This window comes from Pseudomonas sp. Z18(2022), from assembly GCF_036346535.1.
GTDB classification, from domain to species: Bacteria; Pseudomonadota; Gammaproteobacteria; order Pseudomonadales; family Pseudomonadaceae; genus Aquipseudomonas; species Aquipseudomonas yamanorum_A.
This window is the reverse complement of the sequence record NZ_JAOTOA010000001.1, coordinates 562,714-583,647: the sequence shown is the minus strand read 5'-3', so window position 1 is coordinate 583,647 and position 20,934 is coordinate 562,714. Positions and strand designations below refer to the sequence as shown.

The 20,934-nt window shown below is 61.7% G+C and carries 13 protein-coding genes; 11 read left to right on the top strand and 2 right to left on the bottom strand.

Annotated features, from left to right (window positions below; all coding sequences use genetic code 11):
• Window positions 1-115: 115 nt before the first annotated feature.
• Window positions 116-4,915, top strand: coding sequence for an NEL-type E3 ubiquitin ligase domain-containing protein (locus tag V3W39_RS02665; RefSeq protein ID WP_330212166.1), 4,800 nt, complete (start codon window positions 116-118; stop codon window positions 4,913-4,915).
• Here the strand turns inward: V3W39_RS02665 and mnmC are convergent.
• A complete protein-coding gene (gene mnmC / locus V3W39_RS02660) occupies window positions 4,912-6,891 on the bottom strand; it encodes a bifunctional tRNA (5-methylaminomethyl-2-thiouridine)(34)-methyltransferase MnmD/FAD-dependent 5-carboxymethylaminomethyl-2-thiouridine(34) oxidoreductase MnmC (protein WP_259197475.1) in 1,980 nt (659 codons plus the stop codon). The genes V3W39_RS02665 and mnmC overlap by 4 nt on opposite strands.
• Window positions 6,892-7,032: 141 nt before the next feature.
• On the opposite strand from mnmC, the gene pap reads away from it, so the two are divergent.
• The 3 genes from pap (at window position 7,033) to V3W39_RS02645 (ending at window position 11,460) form a co-directional block, all read left to right on the top strand.
• A complete protein-coding gene (gene pap, locus V3W39_RS02655; RefSeq protein WP_177046243.1) occupies window positions 7,033-8,550 on the top strand; it encodes a polyphosphate:AMP phosphotransferase in 1,518 nt (505 codons plus the stop codon).
• A gap of 102 nt (window positions 8,551-8,652) precedes the next feature.
• Window positions 8,653-9,837 (top strand): thiolase family protein, encoded by a 1,185-nt coding sequence (locus tag V3W39_RS02650; RefSeq protein WP_259197476.1) that lies wholly within the window; start codon window positions 8,653-8,655, stop codon window positions 9,835-9,837.
• Between the two features lie 663 nt (window positions 9,838-10,500).
• The gene (locus V3W39_RS02645) at window positions 10,501-11,460 is read left to right on the top strand and encodes a DMT family transporter (protein WP_177121058.1); all 960 of its coding nucleotides are present in this window, start codon (window positions 10,501-10,503) and stop codon (window positions 11,458-11,460) included.
• Here the strand turns inward: V3W39_RS02645 and V3W39_RS02640 are convergent.
• Complete coding sequence (locus tag V3W39_RS02640; protein ID WP_330212165.1) at window positions 11,454-12,842, bottom strand: class II fumarate hydratase; 1,389 nt, start codon at window positions 12,840-12,842, stop codon at window positions 11,454-11,456. The genes V3W39_RS02645 and V3W39_RS02640 overlap by 7 nt on opposite strands.
• A 193-nt stretch (window positions 12,843-13,035) precedes the next feature.
• Here V3W39_RS02640 and V3W39_RS02635 point away from each other — a divergent pair, with 193 nt between their 5' ends.
• The 7 genes from V3W39_RS02635 to V3W39_RS02605 all read left to right on the top strand — a co-directional run bounded on the left by V3W39_RS02635 (window position 13,036) and on the right by V3W39_RS02605 (window position 20,908).
• Window positions 13,036-13,554 carry a DUF2059 domain-containing protein gene (locus V3W39_RS02635; RefSeq protein ID WP_003216742.1) on the top strand — a complete coding sequence of 173 codons (519 nt, stop codon included), beginning with the start codon at window positions 13,036-13,038 and terminating at the stop codon, window positions 13,552-13,554.
• 6 nt (window positions 13,555-13,560) lie between these two features.
• Window positions 13,561-13,854, top strand: a complete 294-nt coding sequence (locus V3W39_RS02630) for a BolA family protein (RefSeq protein WP_003216739.1) — start codon at window positions 13,561-13,563, stop codon at window positions 13,852-13,854.
• A 278-nt stretch (window positions 13,855-14,132) separates the two neighbouring features.
• A complete protein-coding gene (gene trhO, locus V3W39_RS02625; protein ID WP_330212164.1) occupies window positions 14,133-15,077 on the top strand; it encodes an oxygen-dependent tRNA uridine(34) hydroxylase TrhO in 945 nt (314 codons plus the stop codon).
• A 3-nt stretch (window positions 15,078-15,080) separates the two neighbouring features.
• A complete protein-coding gene (locus tag V3W39_RS02620) occupies window positions 15,081-15,716 on the top strand; it encodes a DsbA family protein (protein ID WP_177046235.1) in 636 nt (211 codons plus the stop codon).
• Window positions 15,709-17,529, top strand: coding sequence for an ABC transporter ATP-binding protein (locus V3W39_RS02615; RefSeq protein ID WP_177078423.1), 1,821 nt, complete (start codon window positions 15,709-15,711; stop codon window positions 17,527-17,529). The genes V3W39_RS02620 and V3W39_RS02615 overlap by 8 nt, the downstream gene beginning before the upstream one ends.
• A 75-nt stretch (window positions 17,530-17,604) precedes the next feature.
• On the top strand, window positions 17,605-20,067 hold the full coding sequence (locus V3W39_RS02610) for an EAL domain-containing protein (RefSeq protein ID WP_177046225.1): 2,463 nt from the start codon (window positions 17,605-17,607) through the stop codon (window positions 20,065-20,067).
• A gap of 79 nt (window positions 20,068-20,146) precedes the next feature.
• A complete protein-coding gene (locus tag V3W39_RS02605; protein WP_218171005.1) occupies window positions 20,147-20,908 on the top strand; it encodes a TenA family transcriptional regulator in 762 nt (253 codons plus the stop codon).
• Window positions 20,909-20,934: the final 26 nt, after the last annotated feature.

The window sequence follows — 20,934 nt, the reverse complement described above, 5'->3', positions numbered from 1 at the left end:
TAGACCGATCGGTTATAAGCAAGCTATCCGGGAGCGGCGTCACATACTTATGGGATTGCGGCGGCGAGTGCTGGTTATGGTGCGCACTTCATTTCGAGCCAAAAGGACATTGCCGATGCCGGACGCCACTTCCGCCTCCGTTCAACTCACCCAGGACCAACTCTCGGCCACGCTGCTGGAGCTGACGGGCGACCTGGACAAAGCCGATGTACTGCAACAACGCATTGCGCCCTGGCTGCTCAAGGCCAAGCCTGAATTGCTGGAGCAACTGGAGAAGGTTCATGAGTTGGCGGGGCTTCACGAACCCAGGGTCCAGGCCGTCCTGCAACGAATCAAAAGCCTGGATACGTTTTGCGCCGACGAACTGACCCGTGGCCTGAAAAGCCGGTTTGGGGTGACCCTGGACGTCAAGCACGATTATCTGCACCTCCCTTGGGTCTGGATCGACCCGGCGCCTTCGCCTCTGAGCCTGCACCAGCCGAAGGTGGTGGTCGAAACCCGCACGCTGCTGCAGGCGGCGATGCAGAATTTTTCCGAGGAGGAGGCACAGGGCGGGCGGTTCCCTCGGGACAGCGACGTGCATCGCAGTGACACTGGCGCTTTGGTGCCTGAAATCAGCGTCCCGGCATTCGCCACCTTGTGTCGCGAGCTGGACCTCGGGCAACGTTACCAACTGCACTTGCGGGCGGCGGTGAATCAGGCGCTGCCGCTGGCTGACGAGAGGCTGCACAACCCTGATGCCAGTGAAATAAAGCAGATGAAAGTCTATGACATGGCGGTGGACGTCTACCTGGCGTACCTGCGCGGCGACATCGGCGAGCCAGTGTTCAAGCTGTTATTGGATGTTACTCGCCAAGGGCCGAACCTCACCCAGTCAACCATTGCCGGCCTGACGCTCGATGACCAACCGCTGCTGTGTCAGGGCCTGAGTGTGCATGATTGCTGCCTGTGGGGCGTAGTGGTGTTCAGCCTCGCGGCGATTGATGAACACCCCGAAACCCGCTGTATCGTCTATATGCCGGGGGAGCCGCATCGCCCGATTTTCGAATACCCGACGTTTGCCGAGTTCCAGCTCTACCTGAGGTTGAAGCTGCACGTGAAAAGCTATGCGGATTTTTTTGTGCGGTATCTCGACGAAGCTTCACGCAAAGACTTTTTCAGCGGGTTTACCACCCATAAATCCTTGGGGTTGATCAAACCCCTGGCGATCAATAGCGGGTTGTTTCAGTTTTTTTTCAACAGCATGGTCGGCAAGCTGCAAAAAGACAGCCGGGTACTGGCGGTGCCCACGGCGGATTTTGATCAGGCGGTGCGCGACCAGCGCTGGCAATACTATGAATCCCTCGGATTGGACCTGCTCAATCTCGCCGGTTTTTTTGTGCCGGTTATCGGTCAACTGATGATGGGCGTGGCGATGGGGCAGATGCTCGGTGAGATCTACGAAGGGGTACAGGACTGGCGCCATCATGACCGCAGCAGCGCACTCTCGCATTTGCGCGCGGTGCTGGAGGGCGTGGCGTCCATGGCCGCGTTTGCGGCCGGGGGCAAAATTGTCGGCGCGGTACGCCGTGCTGCGCGGGATCACGTCGCAGCATTCGATGACGTCGAGGCGATCGAAAACACCGACGGCCAGCCCCGCTTATGGCGCCCCAGCCTCAAGCCTTACGCGCAGCCTGTCGCCGTTAAAGAGCCGGATGCCCAGGGATTTTTCCGGCAGGCGGGCCAGCAGTTGATCAGCATTGATGGCCTCGCCTACGCGGTACGTTTTGACCCGTTAAAGGGGCAATGGTGTATCCGTCATCCCAGCCGCCTGCAGGCTTACTCGCCACCGGTGGTGCATAACGGGGCCGGCGGCTGGCGCTCTTTCCATGAGCGCCCGCAGCAGGCCTGGAACAGCAGCCTCTATGGCTTGCGCCGCCTGGACCCGAGCCTCACCGACCTTGCCGATGGGCGCCTGGAACAGGTACGCCAAGCCAGTGATGTTCAGTTGTCCCAGGTTCAGCAGTGGGGCCAGGAAAACCTCAAACTGCCGGCCAGTTTTCAGGACAACATCCAATGGTTTGCCCTGGACCAAAAAATCAATGACTTGATCTGGCGCCTGGAAAAACGCCAGCCGTTCACGCGCGAAAGTCTGGACTTGCAACTGGAGGCCGTGCCGTTGATGCCGGGATGGCCCCGTGGACGCTACCTTGAGGTGCTGGATGCCGAGGGCCACGTCACGGCAACGTTCCCGGCTGACGCGCGTATCGACAATGAATTGAGCGTGGCCATCACCCACGATCAACTGGAGGAAGGCGAAGTCCTGCTGGGCGTGGCCGACGGCTTGTACCAGCGCGAACTTGACGTGCTGATGGGGGAAACGCCTGCCATGACCGGCGAAACTGCGGGGGAAGCGTTGGCGCGGCGACTGGCATACACCTTGAAGATCGACTGCAAGCCCTTGCACCGACGGCTCTACGCCGCTTACGACCGGGCTCTGGGACCGGAGCAGGCCCGGCTGATCGAGGAGGTACCGGGCCTGCCCGCGAAAATCGCCGGGGAACTGATTGCCAACGCCAGCAGCGTCGACCGGGTTCACCTGCGCAACGAACGCCGAGTGCCGTTGGCGTTGGCCCAGGCGGCCCGTGAGGCCACGGCACAGATCCAGCGTGAGCGGTTGATGGCCAGTTTCCATTTGCCGGAACTGGCGGATGCCCGGGCCCATGGTTTTTCCTTGCGTCTTTTGCAGCAATTGCCGGAATGGCCGTCGGGGTTGCAGTTGCAACTTCGCGAGGGGTCGATCAGCGGGAATGTGCTGGAAGAGGTCGGTGCTGCGATTGCCACGCAGAGCCGCACGGTGGTCAAGGACGCTGAGCAATACGCGGCCTTCGAGCGCGACGGGCGGGCGTTGGGCGAATCCTTCAGTGGCCCGCAAGGGTTCTATCGAGCAACGTTACAGGCGCTGCCTGTCAGCATGCGCACGGCCCTGGACATTGGCGGCAGCGGCTTATCGGATGCCCAGCGGTTGCGGTATCAGTTGCTCGACCAGGCACTGGCGGCCCGCGGCAAGGTGCCTGCCGAGCCGGTCTCGTCAATCGCCGCCTGCCAGGTTATCGACCCGCCGCCGCTCCCGACCCCGACACGTGTACCGCGCGTGATGGTGCGCAAAGTCATGACCCTGTATCCGTTCTTCAGCGAGCGTGAGGCCCGCCAAATGATCGAGGGCCTGGGGGCGGATGATGCGTCACGGGCCACCATGGTGCGCCAGCGCGAGCAGCAGTTGGCCAGGCTGGAGGCGGTGCTCAAGGCGTGGGTCCAACAGGATGATGAGATGCGCAAACTCCCGGGGCGCCTGGATGACTATCGTCATAGTCGCCAGCAAGTCGCGGACCGTTTGCGCGGTGCCTGGCGCCACCAGACCCGTTTGCCGGATGCTCGCCGCGCCTCGGTGTATGGCCTGAGCCTGGACAATATGCGGGTCGGCAAACTGCCGGCGTTGCCCCCCGACATCGAGTTTGGCCATATACAGCGCCTGTCCTTGAAAAACATGGCGCTGGACAACGATGTGGCGTATTTCCTCAAGGCGTTCAAGGGCCTGCATTCGCTGAAGCTGGACAATAACCAGCTCACCTGGCTGCCGGAAGTGCTGTCCCACATGCCGTCCCTTGAGGTGCTGAGTCTGGCGCAAAACCGGATTAATCTGACCCATGAGACCACCCGGAAACTACAAGCCATGAACGGGCTGCGCGGCCTGGATTTGAGCAGCAACCCGTTGGGTGAAACGCCCTCGGTCAAGCAAATGGATCAATTGCGCTCGCTGAACCTGCGTGACACCCGAGCGAGGGAGCTGCCCGAAGGATTGCTCACACGCCTGCACCTGGAAGACGCTAATTTGCGGGAAAACAACATTGTCGAGTTGCCCCCCGAATTGTTCACGGCACCGGTCGCCGTCACGGAAAGAATCAACCTGCGGCTCAATCCGATCTCGGTCCAGAGCCGTATGGACCTGGATGAATACCGGCGCCGTACCGGCGTGGGCATGGGCTTGCAGGACGACGACATCCCCATGCTCAGTGAACTGCGTTCCCGCCAGGCCTGGCTTGAAGGGGAGACCGCCGATACCTATCTCGCACGCCAGGCCAAGTGGGAGTTGCTCAAGGACGACTGGCGGTCCGGGGATTTTTTCGCCGTGCTGCGGCAGATGGTCGATACCCCGCAATACAAGCAGGTGCGCCATGACCTGGTTCGCCGGGTGTGGCACGTGATGGACGCCGCCATCGAGAACAGCGAACTGCGCGAGCTGTTATTCAACCTGGCCAAGGGTGAACCCAACTGCGTGGATGCGGCAGCCTACAGTTTCAGTGAAATGGAGGTGACGGTGATGCTCGACAAGGCCATGAAAGAGGCCGGGGTGACCAAGCCCAGTGTCGCGATACTGCTCAAACTGGGGCGCGGGCTGTTTCGCCTTGAGCAGGTGGACAGCATTTCCGACGTGTTCAGCCGGCGCAAAAACATTGCCGATCAGTTGGCGGTGCGCCTGGTGTATCGCAGCGGGTTGGCCAAGACCCTGGACTTGCCGGGGCAGCCGGAAAGCATCACTTACCGTGACGTTGGTGGCGTGAGCCAGGAGGACCTTACGGAGGCGATTGCCCAGGTCACCACACGGGAAATGAGTTCTGACCTGTCACGCTTTCTGGCGCGCCAGGGGTTTTGGCTGGAGTACCTCAAGCATCAATTCGCGGCCGAGTTCACCAACGTCAGCCGGGTTTACGATACCCAATACAATGCGCTGGACCTTGCCAGCACCACCTACCTGGAACAAACGCTCAAACTGCAGGCCGACCATCAGCAAGCCCGCGATCAACTGGTAGAACGCCTGACCCGCACGGCGCTGGAGGATGCCGATAAACCGCTGAAGCTGCAGTGCCCGCTTTAACCCTTGCCGCGAATCAACGTGCGCAGCGCAAACCGGTTCGGATGACAGGCCTCTGCCACGCTGCGGGGCAGCGGCAGCGGCTCGTTTTCCAGCCAGGCGGCGAGCAGTTCCCCGGACAATGGCGCGGTAATCAGTCCGCGGGAGCCATGGCCGCTGTTGACGTATAAACCGTCGAGCCAGGGGCAGGGCGCGTCCGGCACCTGGCGCGCGTCCTTGCCCAGTACGGCGTAGGCCTGGGCAAACAGGTGCGGGTCTGCCAGCGGGCCGACGATGGGCAGGTAGTCGGGGCTGGTGCAGCGGAAGGCGGCGCGGCCCTGAAGCTGTTCGGGTTCGAGGGCGTCGGCGTGCAGGCGCTGGCGTAGGTCAGGGGATATTTCCTCCAGCAGTGCCAGGTTGCCCGCGTGGTCGGCGGCGCTGGGCGTGAGGTCGAGGCTGTTGAAATCGAAGCTCGCCCCCAGGGTGTGTTGGCCCAGGCGAGCCGGGGCCACGTAGCCCTCGGCGCAGACCACCGTGTTCAGGGCCGAGCTGGCCGGTGTTTCGGCCAGCTCGGTGATTTGCCCGCGAATGCGTTTGAGCGGCAAACCTGCGCTCGGCGCAAAGCGCTTGATCTCGGCGGCCCCGGCCAGCACCACCACCGCCGCGCCGGCCAGCAGACGCTCGCCGTCCCAGGCCTGCCACTGGCCGTCGACCTTGCGCAGTTCCAGCACCTCATGGTGGGTCAGCACTTCAATCCCCGGTTGCCCGGCCTGCCACTGGCACAGCGCAGGCGGATGCACCCAGCCGCCTTCGGGGAAAAACAGCCCGCCGTGATCCAGGGAAACACCTGCGCGGGCCTGCGCCTGTGGCTGATCCAGCCGGTGCAGCAAGTCCGGCGCGAAGGCCTGGGCCAGTTGCGCCTGACGCTCGGCTTCCTTGGCATTGAAGGCCAGTTGCAGGACGCCGCAGCCGTCCCAGTCCGTGCCGCGTTGCAGGTGTTCCAGCAGGCGTCTGGTGTGGCCGAACCCACTCACAATCAGTTGCGACAACGCCGTGCCATGGGCCGACAGCTTGAGGTACAGCACGCCCTGTGGGTTGCCGGAGGCTTCCCGGGCCAGGCCGTCGTGACGCTCCAGCAGGCTCACGTGCCAGCCGCGCGCCGCCAGGCTGGCGGCACTCGCGCAACCGGCCAGGCCGCCGCCGATCACCAGTGCACGACGCTCACCGCTGATGGCCGGCGGGCGGGCGAACCACGGTTTGGCGGCGAGGGAGGGCGGTGCCTCGGCGGGCCAGCCCAGAAACTCGCCCCGCAGGATTTCCCACTTATGGCCAATGCCCGGGGTGCGTTTCATCTTGAACCCGGCCGCGTTGATCAGCCGCCGCACCCAGCCGGTGCTGGTGAAGGTGCTGATGGTCGAACCCGGCGCCGCCAGCCGCGCCAGTTCGGCAAACAGCTCGGCGGTCCACATGTCCGGGTTTTTCGCCGGGGCAAAACCGTCGAGGAACCAGGCATCAATCTGTGCGTCCAGTTGCGGCAATTGTTCCAGGGCGTCGCCGATCAACAGGGTCAGGGTGACGCGGCCGTTATCCAGGATCAGCCGCTGGAAGCCCTGATGGATCGCGACGTATTGCGCCAGCAACTGCTCGGCGAAGGGTGCCAGTTCCGGCCAGAGGGCGAGGGCGCGTTGCAGGTCGGCGTGGCTCAGCGGGTACTTTTCCACGCTGACAAAATGCAGGCGTGCGTCCGGTACGGCGTGTTGTTCAAACAGCTGCCAGGCACACAGGAAATTCAAGCCGGTACCGAAGCCGGTTTCACCGATCACCAGCCGCCCGCCCGCCGGCAAAGCGGCAAAGCGCTCCTGCAAACGGTTTTGCTGGAGGAACACATAGCGGGTTTCTTCAAGGCCCGACTGGTCGGAGAAGTACACGTCGTCGAACACCCGCGAGTGCGGGCGGCCTTGGTCATCCCAGTCGAGCTGGGCGTGGGATACGGGGTTCATGGGCGGCTCGGTAAAGACAAGGCGGCCATTCTAGCCGATCAACCGGGGTGTCATTGATCCATGACAACCGGGCGTGGAATTTCCTCCGGCGCAGCGCCGTCCAATCCGCTAGTCTTGCCTCATTCTGAAACGGAGCCGCCCATGTTCGAATCTGCCGAAATTGGTCACGCCATCGACAAAGAAACCTACGACGCCGAAGTGCCCGCCTTGCGCGAAGCCTTGCTGGAAGTGCAGTACGAACTGCAGCAGCAAAAGCGCTTCCCGGTGATCATCCTGATCAACGGCATCGAAGGCGCCGGCAAGGGCGAAACCGTCAAGTTGTTGAATGAATGGATGGACCCGCGCCTGATCGAGGTGCGCACCTTCGACCAGCAGACCGACGAAGAACTCGCCCGCCCGCCGGCCTGGCGCTACTGGCGCCAGCTTCCGGCGAAGGGCCGCATGGGCATCTTTTTCGGCAACTGGTACAGCCAGATGTTGCAGGGCCGTGTCCATGGCGAGATCAAGGATGCGCGGCTGGACCAGGCCATCGCCGGCGCCGAGCGCCTGGAAAAGATGCTCTGCGACGAAGGCGCGCTGATCTTCAAGTTCTGGTTTCACCTCTCCAAGAAGCAAATGAAATCCCGGCTCAAGGCCCTGCAGGACGACCCGCTGCACAGCTGGCGCATCAGCCCGCTGGACTGGCAGCAGTCCAAGACCTACGACAAGTTTGTGCATTTCGGTGAGCGGATCCTGCGTCGCACCAGCCGTGACTATGCGCCGTGGTTTGTGATCGAGGGCGTGGATGCGCATTACCGTGGGCTGACCGTGGGCAAGATCCTGCTCGAAGGCCTGCAAAACGCCTTGAAACTGCCCAAGGGCAAAGCCAGCGGGATGAACCCGGCACCGCTGCCGTCGGCGGTTGACCAGATGAGTTTGCTCAACAGCCTGGACATGAGCCTGAGCCTGGATAAGGACGATTATGAAGAACAGCTGATCACCGAGCAGGCGCGGTTTTCCGGGCTGATGCGCGACAAGCGCATGCGCAAGCACGCCCTGGTGACGGTATTTGAAGGCAACGACGCGGCAGGCAAGGGCGGGGCGATCCGGCGTGTGGCGGCGGCCCTCGACCCCCGGCAGTACCACATCGTGCCGATTGCCGCGCCCAGCGAAGACGAGCGCGCCCAGCCTTACCTGTGGCGGTTCTGGCAGAAAATCCCGTCGCGGGGCATGTTCACCGTGTTCGACCGCTCCTGGTACGGCCGGGTGCTGGTGGAACGCATCGAGGGCTTCTGCACGCCCACGGACTGGATGCGCGCCTACGGCGAAATCAACGACTTTGAAGAGCAACTGCGGGACGCCGGGGTGATCGTGGTCAAGTTCTGGCTGGCGATCGACAAGCAGACGCAGCTGGAGCGGTTCCAGGCCCGCGAAGAAATCCCGTTCAAGCGCTTCAAGATCACCGAAGACGACTGGCGCAACCGCGAAAAGTGGGACGACTACCGGGCGGCGGTGGGTGACATGGTGGATCGCACCAGCACCGAGATTGCGCCTTGGACGCTGGTGGAAGCCAATGACAAGCGCTGGGCCCGGGTGAAGGTACTGCGCACCATCAACCTGGCGCTGGAAGAGGCCTTCGACAAGTCGGACAAGCACGACAAGAAGGACAAGAAGAAGTAACGCCATGCTTTTGCATACGCGGGATGAATGATTGTCGCGGTTGAAGAGGGCTGGATCTATGCTCGGTCCATCTCTCAACAACCACAACAATCGAGGTGGCCCATGCGTGAAGTAGTGATCGTCGACAGCGTGCGAACCGGCCTGGCCAAGTCCTTTCGCGGCAAGTTCAACCAGACCCGTCCTGATGACATGGCTGCCCATTGCGTCAACGCGCTGCTGACCCGCAACGGCATCGACCCGGCCACGGTCGAGGACTGCATCGTCGGCGCCGGCTCCAACGAAGGTGCCCAGGGCTACAACATCGGGCGCAACGTGGCGGTGCTGTCGCAACTGGGCACCGGTACGGCGGGCATGACCCTCAACCGTTTCTGTTCCTCGGGCTTGCAGGCGATCGCCATTGCGGCCAACCAGATTGCTTCCGGTTGCAGTGACATCATCGTTGCTGGCGGGGTTGAGTCGATCAGCCTGACCATGAAGAGTGTGAACACCGACAATCTGATCAACCCGTTGCTCAAGGAGCAGGTGCCGGGTATCTACTTTCCCATGGGGCAGACGGCGGAGATTGTCGCGCGGCGGTATCACGTCAGCCGTGAAGAGCAGGATCTGTATGCGCTGCAAAGCCAGCAGCGTACGGCCCAGGCTCAGGCGGACGGGTTGTTTGACGATGAAATCGTGCCGATGGTGGTGAAGTACAAGGTTGAGGACAAGAACACCGGGGCGGTTCAGGTGCTGGACGGGGTGGTGGATCGGGATGATTGCAATCGTCCGGATACCACTCTGGCCAGCCTTGCGGGGTTGAAGCCGGTGTTTGCCGAGGATGGGTCGGTGACGGCGGGGAATTCGTCGCAGTTGTCCGATGGGGCTTCGATGACGCTGGTGATGAGTTTGGAGAAGGCGCTGGAGTTGGGGCTTAAGCCGAAGGCGTTTTTTCGCGGGTTTACGGTGGCCGGGTGTGAGCCGGATGAGATGGGGATTGGGCCGGTGTTTTCGGTGCCCAAGCTGCTCAAGGCTCGGGGGCTGGAGGTGGCGGATATTGATTTGTGGGAGTTGAATGAGGCGTTTGCTTCGCAGTGCCTGTATGCGCGTAATCGGCTGGAAATTGATAATGCCAGGTACAACGTTAATGGTGGGTCGATTTCCATCGGGCACCCTTTTGGGATGACTGGCTCGCGGCAGGTGGGGCATCTGGTGCGTGAGTTGCAGCGGCGGAATTTGCGTTATGGGATTGTCACGATGTGCGTTGGCGGTGGGATGGGGGCTACTGGGTTGTTTGAGGCGGTGCGGTAGTTTTTGAGGGGGGCATATCCGTTTCTTCGGTAACGGCCACCTATGGTTTCGCTCTTACAGCGACTCACTTTGGAAAAGCCGGAATGCCGGCCCAGCCCAAAGTAAGCAAAGGGCTCTGCCCCGCCTGTCGGCGCCTCGCCTAGGCTCGGCGTTCCCTCACTCCGGGCTGAATGGGGCAGTCAGATCAAAATCAAAAGCACGGCGGCCTGAAAGCCGACCTGAGTGTGGTGAAGCAAAGGCAAAAGCTGCTTTTCTGTAGGAGCTGGCTTGCCGGCGATGCAGGCGACTCGGTGCATCAGATACATCCAGTTGATGCCATCGCAGGCAAGCCAGCTCCTACAGTGGACCGTGGTCGCTTTAGATTTTGATGTTGCCTTTGCTTCACCACACTCAAGCCGGCCTGTAGGCCGCTGTGCACTTGATCTGCTTTTGATCTTGATCTTAGGCGCCCCGTTAAACCACGCTGCCTGCGTTCGGGCACACCGAGCCTTAGCGAGGTGCCGAGTGGTGGGGCAAGAGCGTTTTGCTTACTTTTGCGCTGTTCAAAAGTGAGCCGCCGTAAGGGCGGAACCCATTTCAGCAACACCCGAAAAAACGGATATACACCCACCCCCGGCATCCCCCTAGAATGCAGCTCCTCCACCTCTGGCATTTGGGGCACTCATGCACATCTCTTCCGGCCGCTGGGTCTACGGTTTATCCCTGGCCCTGCTGACCGCGCTGCTCTGGGGCATTCTGCCGATCAAACTCAAACAGGTATTGCAGGTGATGGACCCGGTCACCGTCACCTGGTTTCGCCTGGTGGTCTCCGGCAGTTGCCTGTTCGTCTACCTCACCGCGGTCCGGCGTTTGCCCAATTGGCGCGCTCTCGGCCCCAAAGGCGGCTGGCTGGTGGCAATCGCCGTGTGCGGCCTGATGGGCAACTACGTGCTCTACCTGGTGGGCCTGAAGCTGCTGAGCCCCGGCACCGCGCAACTGGTGGTGCAGGTGGGCCCGATCTTCCTGATGATCGCCAGTGTCTTCGTGTTCAAGGAGCGCTTCAGCCTGGGCCAGGGAGTGGGCCTGCTCATATTGATCACCGGTTTCGGCCTGTTCTTCAACCAGCGCCTGACCGAACTGCTGACCTCCCTGGGCGCCTACACCGCCGGCGTACTGACGATCCTGCTCGCCACCACGGTCTGGACTTTCTACGCCCTGGGGCAGAAGCAGTTGCTGACTGTGTGGAATTCGGTGCAGGTGATGATGGTGATCTACCTGTCCTGCGCGCTCTTGCTGACACCCTGGGCGCACCCGTTGGAAGCGCTGCAACTGAGCCCGGTACAAGGCTGGCTGTTGGTCGCCTGCTGCTTCAACACCCTGGTTGCCTACGGCGCATTCGCCGAAGCCCTGGCCCACTGGGAAGCCTCGCGGGTCAGCGCCACCCTGGCGTTGACGCCACTGGTGACCTTCGTCGCGGTAGCCATAGCTGCCTGGATGTGGCCCGACTACGTGCACGCCGAAGACATCAATGCCCTCGGCTACGGCGGGGCCGTGTTGGTGGTGTTGGGGTCTGCGACGGTGGCGCTGGCGCCGTCGTTGTTCGCCGGGCTCAGGGCCCGGCGTGCACGGTTAGCGTCTCAATGACCGGCTTCCAGCATGTTTTCCGGACGCACCCACTGGTCGAACTCTTCATCGGTGAGGTAACCCAGCTTGAGCGCCGCTTCCCGTAGGGTCAGCCCTTCGGCATAGGCCTTCTTCGCAATCTCGGCCGACTTGTCGTAGCCGATGTGTGGGTTCAGCGCGGTCACCAGCATCAGGCCGCGCTCAAGGTGCGCAGCCATTTGCTCGGCGTCCGGTTCCAGCCCGGCTATGCAGTGCTCCTGGAAGTTGCTGCAACCATCGGCCAGCAGTCGGATCGACTCCAGCAGGTTGTGGATGATCACCGGCTTGTACACGTTCAACTGCAAATGCCCCTGGCTCGCCGCGAAGCCGATGGTCACGTCGTTGCCCAGCACCTGGCAGGCCAGCATCGACAGCGCTTCGCACTGGGTCGGGTTGACCTTGCCGGGCATGATCGAACTGCCGGGTTCATTTGCCGGCAGCTTGACTTCCGCCAGCCCGGCACGCGGCCCGGAGCCCAGCAGGCGCAGGTCGTTGGCGATTTTCATCAGGGCCACGGCGAGGGTTTTCAGCGCGCCGTGCAGGGTAGTCAGCGGCTCATGGCCGGACAGCGCGGCGAATTTGTTCGGTGCGGTGACAAACGGCAGGCCCGACAGCGCCGCCAGCTCCGAGGCAATCGCCTCGCCAAAACCGTGGGGTGAATTGAGCCCGGTGCCCACCGCGGTACCGCCCTGGGCCAGTTCACACACGGCGGGCAGGGCGCTGCGGATGGCGCGTTCGGCGTAATCCAGTTGCGCTATAAAGGCCGACACTTCCTGGCCGAAGGTGATCGGCGTGGCGTCCATCATGTGGGTACGGCCGGTCTTCACCAGCTTCATGTGCCGCGCCGAGAGTTCCGCCAGGCCGCCGGACAGTTCGCGGATCGCCGGCAACAGCTTCTCGGTGACGGCCTGCACGGCGGCGATGCTCATGGCCGTGGGGAAGCAGTCGTTGGAGCTTTGGGAGCGGTTTACGTGATCGTTGGGGTGCACCGGGGTCTTGCCGCCACGGGCCTTGCCCGACAGCTCGTTGGCGCGGCCGGCGATCACTTCGTTGGCGTTCATGTTGCTCTGGGTGCCGCTGCCGGTCTGCCACACAACCAGCGGGAACTGGTCGTCGTGCTGGCCTGCGAGCACTTCATCGGCGGCTTGTTCGATCAGCCGGGCGATGTCGGCGGGGAGGTCGCCATTGCGGTCGTTGACCCGGGCCGCGGCCTTCTTGATCAGGGCCAGGGCGTGCAACACGGCCAGGGGCATGCGTTGGTCGCCGATGGCGAAGTTCACCAGCGAGCGTTGGGTCTGCGCACCCCAGTAAGCGTCATCCGGGACTTGCACTTCTCCCAGGCTGTCGGTTTCGATACGGCTCATCGGGCACACTCCTTCAGGTTCGTTTGCGCAGTTTAGGCCTTGATCGTCCCTGGGGGTTCCCTTAAAAGACTTTTCATCGGATTAAGCCCCGCAAAACCAGGCCCCATAAGGCGTGGGGTTGAGCCGCGGCGTTTTTTAGGCGCAGAATGGGCGCCCTTGGGGTCTTACCTCGCCTGCTAGAAAAGGAAACTCGATGACTCGTCTTCGTGCCATCTGTACCGCGGTTGCTCTGGTATGTGCCAGCGGCCAGGTTTTTGCCGATACCGCCAGCCACAACGCCAGTGCCGAAGCCTTCCTTACCCTGGCCCATGCCGACAAGCTGGGTACCCCGGTGTACATGCAAGTGCAGCAAATGTTCGCCCAGCGTTTCGAACAGACCAAGGCGCCGGCTTCCAAGCAAACCGTCCTGGACACCTACCAGGCCAAGGCCAACACCGCCCTGGACCAGGCCATCGGCTGGAACAAGCTCAAGCCGGACATGATCAAGCTCTACACCGACAACTTCAGCGAATCCGAGCTCAAGGACCTGGTTGCGTTCTACCAGTCGCCACTGGGCAAGAAAGTCCTGGAGAAAATGCCTCAGCTGACCCAGCAATCGGCCCAGATGACCCAGGCCAAGCTGGAAAGCGCGGTACCTGTGGTGAACAAGCTGCTGGAAGACATGACCAACGAGCTGACGCCAAAAGCCCCAGCCCCGGCCAAGAAGAAGTAAACAGGAATGACCATGCAACAGCGTATCGAATCGGCACTCGTCGCCCTGAGCCCGGAACACTTGAGCGTGCTGGATGAAAGCCATATGCACAGCCGTGGGTTGCAGACCCACTTCAAGGCCGTGCTGGTCAGCCAGCAGTTCGAGGGGCTCAATCGCGTCAAGCGCCACCAGAAGGTCTACGCCACCCTGGGTGACCTGATGAGCGAATTCCATGCGTTGGCGCTGCATACCTACACGCCCGAAGAATGGGCGAAAATCGACGCAGCCCCGGCCTCGCCGACCTGCGCCGGCGGTCACTGACACTGTGGCACATTGGCTTGATGTGGTGAGGGAGCTTGCTCCCGCCGGGCTGCGCAGCAGCCCTTGCGCCAATCACCGCGATCTTTCTGAAAGGTTGCAACTGCCTTGTTGGGGCCGCTTCGCAGCCCAGCGGGAGCAAGCTCCCTCGCCACAGTAAAAAAGAGGCGGTCCATAATCGTCGCCATTTTTGTTAGAATCCGCAACGCGCCGCTTAGTCGGCGCGTTTTTTTTGCATCCGGTTCACCCTTTACGAGGGTAGCCACCTGGAGAGAACACCCATGACTCAACCGATTGTCGTGGCGGCACTGTATAAGTTCGTCACCCTCGAAGATTACGTCGCCCTGCGCGAGCCACTGTTGCAGGCAATGGTCGACAACGGCATCAAAGGCACCTTGCTGATCGCCGAAGAAGGCATCAACGGCACCGTTTCCGGCAGCCGCGAAGGCATTGATGGCCTGATGGCCTGGCTCAAGAACGACCCGCGCATGGACGACATCGACCACAAAGAGTCGTACTGCGATGAGCAGCCGTTTTACCGCACCAAGGTCAAGCTCAAGAAAGAGATCGTGACCCTGGGCGTCGAAGGCGTCGACCCCAACAAGAAAGTCGGCACCTACGTTAACCCGCAGGACTGGAATGCGCTGATCAGCGACCCTGAAGTGCTGCTGATCGATACCCGCAACGACTACGAAGTGTCCATCGGCACCTTTGAACGCGCGATCGACCCGAAGACCACCAGCTTCCGCGAATTTCCCGACTACATCAAAGCCAACTTCGACCCGGCCAAACACAAGAAAGTCGCCATGTTCTGCACCGGCGGCATTCGTTGCGAAAAAGCTTCGAGCTATATGCTCAGCGAGGGTTTCGACGAGGTGTATCACCTCAAGGGCGGCATCCTGAAGTACCTCGAAGAGGTGCCGCAGGAAGAAACCAAGTGGCAAGGCGACTGCTTTGTGTTCGACAATCGCGTCACCGTGCGCCACGACCTGAGCGAAGGCGACTACGATCAATGTCATGCCTGCCGCACACCGGTCAGCGTAGAAGACCGTGCATCCGAACACTACGTGGCTGGCATCAGTTGCCCGCATTGCTGGGATAAGCTTTCAGAGAAGACCCGTCGCAGCGCGATCGACCGCCAGAAGCAGATTGAACTGGCCAAGGCCCGCAATATGCCGCACCCGATTGGCTACAACTACAAGCAATCTCCATCCTCCGAGGCCTGAGCCATGTCCGCGCGCCTGCTCTATGTAATGGATCCGATGTGCTCCTGGTGCTGGGGTTTTGCCCCGGTGGCCAAGGCGCTGGTTGAGCAGGCCCAGGCTGCAGGCGTGGAACTGCACCTGGTGGTGGGCGGCTTGCGCACCGGCAGTGGTGCGGCGCTGGAGCCGACCACCCGGCGCTACATTCTCGAGCATTGGCAGGCCGTCACCGACGCCACCGGCCAGCCGTTCAAGGTCGAAGGTGCGTTGCCTGAAGGGTTTGTCTACGACACCGAGCCGGCTTGCCGTGCCGTGGTCACCGCCCGCAGCCTGGCGCCGGATTGCGCGTGGAAACTGCTGGGCCTGATCCAGCACGCATTTTACGTCGAGGGTCGCGACGTGACCCGCGCCGATGTGCTGGTGGAGCTGGCCGAGACGGCCGGCGTGCCGCGTATCGAGTTCGCCGAAGCCTTCGACCGGGCCGATCAGCATGCGGCCACCGCGGCGGATTTCACCTGGGTCCAGGATCTGGGCATCGCCGGCTTTCCGACCTTGCTGGCCGAGCGCAACGGGCAACTGGCGTTACTCACCAACGGCTATCAGCCGCTGTCCGAATTGGCGCCGCTGTTGAGTCGCTGGCTGGAGCGAGCTGCCTGTGCATGATCAGCCCGATCCCGTTGAACAACCCAAGCGCGTCGACCGGCTGACCTGGGCGGAAGTCCGCCGCCTGGCCCTGCGTCACAAAAAATCCCTGTGGATCGCCAACGGCGTTGCCGTGCTGGCGACCCTGTGCAGCGTGCCGATTCCGTTGCTGTTGCCGTTGCTGGTGGACGAAGTGCTGCTGGGCCATGGCGACGCGGCGCTGAAAGTCATGAACCACGCGCTGCCCCTGGGTTGGCAGAAGGCTGCCGGTTATATCGGCCTGATGCTGCTGGTGACCTTGCTCCTGCGTTGCGGTGCCCTGGTGTTCAACGTGTTGCAGGCGCGGTTGTTTGCGCGGCTGGCCAAGGACATCGTCTATCGGATTCGGGTGCGGCTGATCGAGCGCCTCAAGCGTATTTCCCTCAGTGAATATGAAAGCCTGGGCAGCGGCACGGTGACCACGCACCTGGTCACCGACCTGGACACGGTAGACAAATTCGTCGGCGAGACCCTCAGCCGGTTCCTGGTGGCGATGCTGACCCTGGTGGGCACCTCCGGCATCCTGATGTGGATGCACTGGAAGCTGGCGCTGTTGATCCTGCTGTTCAACCCGCTGGTGATTTACTTCACGGTGCAGTTGGGCAAGCGGGTCAAGCACCTGAAGAAACTGGAAAACGACAGCACCTCGCGGTTTACCCAGGCCCTCACCGAAACCCTCGATGCGATCCAGGAAGTGCGCGCCGGCAACCGCCAGGGCTTTTTCCTCGGGCGCCTGGGCCAGCGCGCCCAGGAAGTGCGGGACTTTGCGATCAATTCCCAGTGGAAAAGCGACGCCTCCAGCCGCGCCAGTGGCTTGCTGTTCCAGTTCGGCATCGACATCTTCCGTGCGGCGGCGATGCTCACGGTGCTGTTTTCCGACCTGTCCATCGGCCAGATGCTCGCGGTGTTCAGTTACCTGTGGTTCATGATCAGCCCGGTGGAGCAACTGCTGAACCTGCAATACGCCTACTACGCGGCGGGCGGGGCGCTGACGCGGATCAACGAACTGCTGGCCCGCGCCGACGAACCGCAATACGCCGGCGGTGCCGATCCGTTTACCGGGCGTGAGACCGTCGGCATCGAGGTGCGCGGCCTGAACTTCGGTTATGGCGAAGAGTTGGTGCTCGACCAACTGAACCTGAACATTGCCCCGGGTGAAAAAGTCGCGATTGTCGGCGCCAGCGGCGGCGGCAAAAGTACCCTGGTGCAACTGTTGCTGGGGCTGTATACGCCCCAGGCCGGCAGTATCCGTTTCGGTGGTTTGACCCAGCAGGAAATCGGCCTGGAGACTATTCGCGAGAATGTCTCCGTGGTGCTGCAACACCCGGCGCTGTTCAACGATACGGTGCGCGCCAACCTGACCATGGGCCGCGAACGCAGTGACCAGGCGTGCTGGCAGGCGCTGGAAATTGCCCAGCTGGATGCGACCGTCAAGGCACTGCCGCTGGGCCTGGACAGCGTGGTCGGGCGCTCCGGCGTGCGTTTTTCCGGTGGGCAGCGCCAGCGCCTGGCCATTGCGCGGATGGTACTGGCGGAGCCGAAAGTGGTCATACTCGACGAAGCCACCTCGGCCCTGGATGCGGCGACCGAATACAACCTGCATCAGGCGCTGGCGCGGTTTCTCAGTGGCCGGACCACCTTGATCATCGCCCACAGGCTGTCGGCGGTGAAACAGGCGGATCGGGTACTGGTGTTTGATGGCGGGCATATTGCCGAAGATGGCGACCATCAGCAGTTGATTGCCGACGGTGGCCTGTACGCCAAACTTTACGGACACTTGCAACAAGTGCGGTGATTTAGCCTACGCTGAGCTATCAGGAGCGGTTTTCACTCGCGTGCGTATTTTAGTTGTGCATGTGCAAGGGACCTCATGAAGCAAAAGCAGACTCTCGGAACCCCTCGGTTATTGGGCATCGTGTGGCCTTTTATCGCCGTTGTACTGTTCCAGGCATTGTTAGGCTGCGTCAGTCTCTACGTGCTCTCGGCGGTGCGCGGCTACGTGGCGGGCGAGAGCCTGTGGTCCAAGGGCCAGAAAGACGCGATCTTCTACCTGACGCTGTACGCCGACAACCGCGACGAAGCCACCTTCCTTAAATACCAGAACGCGATTGCCGTGCCCCAGGGCGGGCATGAGCTGCGAGTGGCCCTCGACCGCCCGACCCCGGACCTGACCGCCGCACGCCTGGGCATCCTCAAGGGCGGCAACCACCGTGACGACGTCTCGAGCCTGATCTGGCTGTACCTCAACTTTCGCCATTTCAGTTACCTGGAAAAAGCCATCGAGCTGTGGACGGTGGGCGATGGCTATCTGGTGCAGCTGGACGACCTGGCCCAGGAGATGCACCGGGCGATCCTGGTCAATCAGGTCAGCAGCGGCGACGTGCACCGCTGGAAGGAACGGATCTTCGCCATCAACGATGGCGTGACCCCGGCCGCAAAAGCCTTCAGCGATGCCTTGGGCGAAGGCTCGCGGGTGATCCTGCGCCTGCTGCTGGTGACCAACCTGACCACGGCGCTGGGCTTGATCGTGCTGGCGCTGTTGCGCACCCACAAGTTGCTGGCCCAGCGGCATGCGTTCGCCGATGCCCTGCAACTGGAGAAGGAGCGGGCGCAGATCACCCTGGAGTCGATTGGCGACGGGGTGATCACCACCGACGTCGACGGTGCCATTGCTTATATGAACCCGGCCGCCGAAGCCCTGACTCATTGGAAAGCCGCCCAGGCCCAGGGGCTTCCGCTGGCGGCGCTGTTCAACCTGCTGGACGAAAACGCCCAGGCCGACGGCTTTACCCTGATCGAACGCATCCTGGGCGGCCAGCTCGGTGGGGGCAGCGAGCATTCAAAGCTGATCCAGCGCCTGGATGGCACCACCGTATCGGTCACCCTGGTGGGCGCGCCAATCCGCAGTGCCGGCAAAGTCGTCGGCGCGGTGCTGGTGCTGCACGACATGACCCAGGAGCGCCAGTACATCGCCAACCTGTCCTGGCAGGCGACCCACGACGCCTTGACTGGCCTTGCCAACCGCCGTGAGTTTGAGTTCCGCCTGGAACAGGTGCTGCATAACGTCGGGCGCCAGCAAACCGGGCGCCATGCCTTGATGTTCCTCGACCTGGACCAGTTCAAACTGGTCAACGACACCTGCGGGCATGCTGCGGGGGATGAGCTGTTGCGGCATATCTGCGCGCTGTTGCAGTCCGACCTGCGGGAAGGCGACACCCTGGCCCGGCTGGGCGGCGACGAGTTCGGCATCCTGCTGGAGAACTGCCCGGCGCCGGTGGCGGAAAAGATCGCCGAAAGCCTGCGCCATACCGTGCAGAGCCTGCACTTTGTGTGGAAGGGGCGGCCGTTTGTCACCACCGTGAGTATCGGCCTGGTGCACATCACCCAGGCGCCGACCACCCTCGAGACCTCGTTGCGGGCCGCCGACATGGCGTGCTACATGGCCAAGGAAAAGGGCCGCAACCGCGTTCAGGTGTATCACGCCGATGACTCGGAATTGTCCCTGCGCTTTGGCGAGATGGCCTGGGTGCAGCGCCTGCACATGGCCCTGGAAGAGAACCGTTTTTGCCTGTACGCCCAGGAAATCGCGCCGCTGGGGCACACCGAACATGGCGATGGGCACATCGAAATCCTGCTGCGCCTGCATGACGAGGCGGGGCGGATCATCCTGCCGAACAGCTTTATTCCGGCGGCCGAACGTTACGGGTTGATGACCTCCCTGGACCGCTGGGTGGTGGAGAACGTGTTCAAGATCATCGCGGGCTGCATGCGTGAGCGCCCGGGCCGGCCCATGGCCATGTGTGCGATCAATCTGTCAGGCATTACCATCGGCGATGAAGACTTTCTCGGGTTTTTGCGTGAGCAATTCAGCGCCTATGGCATCCCGCCAGAAATGATTTGTTTTGAAATTACAGAAACCAGCGCTATCGCGAATTTGGGCAGTGCAATTCGTTTTATCAACGAGCTCAAAGAGTTAGGGTGCTATTTCTCCCTGGATGACTTCTGCGCCGGGATGTCCTCGTTCGCATATCTTAAACATTTACCTGTAGACTTCTTGAAGATCGATGGAAGTTTCGTAAAGGATATGCTGGACGACCCGATTAACCGCGCTATGGTCGAAGTGATCAATCACATCGGTCATGTCATGGGTAAGCGCACAATTGCCGAATTTGTCGAGACACCTCAGATCGAACAAGCCTTGCTTGAGATCGGGGTCGACTACGCTCAGGGATACCTGATCGAGCGTCCGCAGTTGTTTACCTTTGATAGTTTGCAGTGTCGACCTGTGCGACCGCAGCCTCTGTTATTCAAGGCGCCTGGCACGTTCCGATGAAACATTTGCTGGTCTGTACATATCACAAATCAAAAGGAGCCCGACAGTGATCGACACATTCAACAGAACCGGCCCGCTTATGGAAGCCTCGAGTTACCCCGCCTGGGCGCAACAGTTGATCCAGGCCTGTAGTGAGAGCAAGCGCCGCGTTGTCGAACACGAACTGTACCAGCGCATGCGCGATAACAAGCTCAGCGCCAAGACCATGCGCCACTACCTGATTGGTGGTTGGCCGGTGGTGGAACAGTTTGCGTTGTACATGGCACAGAACCTCACCAAGACCAAATTTGCCCGCCATCCTGGGGAGGACATGGCGCGCCGCTGGCTGATGCGCAATATTCGCGTGGAACTCAACCACGCCGACTATTGGGTACATTGGGCCCGGGCCCATGGCGTGAGCCTGGAAGAGTTGCAGGCCCAGGAAGTGCCGCCGGAGCTGCATGCACTGAGCCATTGGTGCTGGCACACCAGCTCGGCCGATTCGCTGATCGTCGCGATTGCCGCCACCAACTACGCCATCGAGGGGGCCACTGGGGAGTGGTCTGCCGTGGTGTGTTCCACTGGCGTGTATGCCGCGGCATTCCCTGAGGAAGACCGCAAGCGCGCCATGAAGTGGCTGAAGATGCATGCCCAGTACGATGATGCCCATCCGTGGGAAGCGCTGGAAATCATCTGCACCCTGGCTGGCATGAACCCGACCAAGGAGCTGCAGGTAGAGCTGCGTCAGGCGGTGTGCAAGAGCTACGACTACATGTACCTGTTCCTGGAACGCTGCATGCAGTTGGAAAAGTCGGCGACCACCACCCGCAAACAACCGGAACTGGTTGCCAGCGAGGCGTAAACAGCGTGATGGCGGGGCCGCTTGAA

What these genes read in the sequence shown, in the direction of transcription:
- V3W39_RS02665 (WP_330212166.1), top strand. Translation starts at nt 116, where the DNA reads ATGCCGGACGCCACTTCCGCCTCCGTTCAACTCACCCAGGACCAACTC.
- mnmC (WP_259197475.1), bottom strand. Translation starts at nt 6,891, where the DNA reads ATGAACCCCGTATCCCACGCCCAGCTCGACTGGGATGACCAAGGCCGC.
- pap (WP_177046243.1), top strand. Translation starts at nt 7,033, where the DNA reads ATGTTCGAATCTGCCGAAATTGGTCACGCCATCGACAAAGAAACCTAC.
- V3W39_RS02650 (WP_259197476.1), top strand. Translation starts at nt 8,653, where the DNA reads ATGCGTGAAGTAGTGATCGTCGACAGCGTGCGAACCGGCCTGGCCAAG.
- V3W39_RS02645 (WP_177121058.1), top strand. Translation starts at nt 10,501, where the DNA reads ATGCACATCTCTTCCGGCCGCTGGGTCTACGGTTTATCCCTGGCCCTG.
- V3W39_RS02640 (WP_330212165.1), bottom strand. Translation starts at nt 12,842, where the DNA reads ATGAGCCGTATCGAAACCGACAGCCTGGGAGAAGTGCAAGTCCCGGAT.
- V3W39_RS02635 (WP_003216742.1), top strand. Translation starts at nt 13,036, where the DNA reads ATGACTCGTCTTCGTGCCATCTGTACCGCGGTTGCTCTGGTATGTGCC.
- V3W39_RS02630 (WP_003216739.1), top strand. Translation starts at nt 13,561, where the DNA reads ATGACCATGCAACAGCGTATCGAATCGGCACTCGTCGCCCTGAGCCCG.
- trhO (WP_330212164.1), top strand. Translation starts at nt 14,133, where the DNA reads ATGACTCAACCGATTGTCGTGGCGGCACTGTATAAGTTCGTCACCCTC.
- V3W39_RS02620 (WP_177046235.1), top strand. Translation starts at nt 15,081, where the DNA reads ATGTCCGCGCGCCTGCTCTATGTAATGGATCCGATGTGCTCCTGGTGC.
- V3W39_RS02610 (WP_177046225.1), top strand. Translation starts at nt 17,605, where the DNA reads ATGAAGCAAAAGCAGACTCTCGGAACCCCTCGGTTATTGGGCATCGTG.
- V3W39_RS02605 (WP_218171005.1), top strand. Translation starts at nt 20,147, where the DNA reads ATGGAAGCCTCGAGTTACCCCGCCTGGGCGCAACAGTTGATCCAGGCC.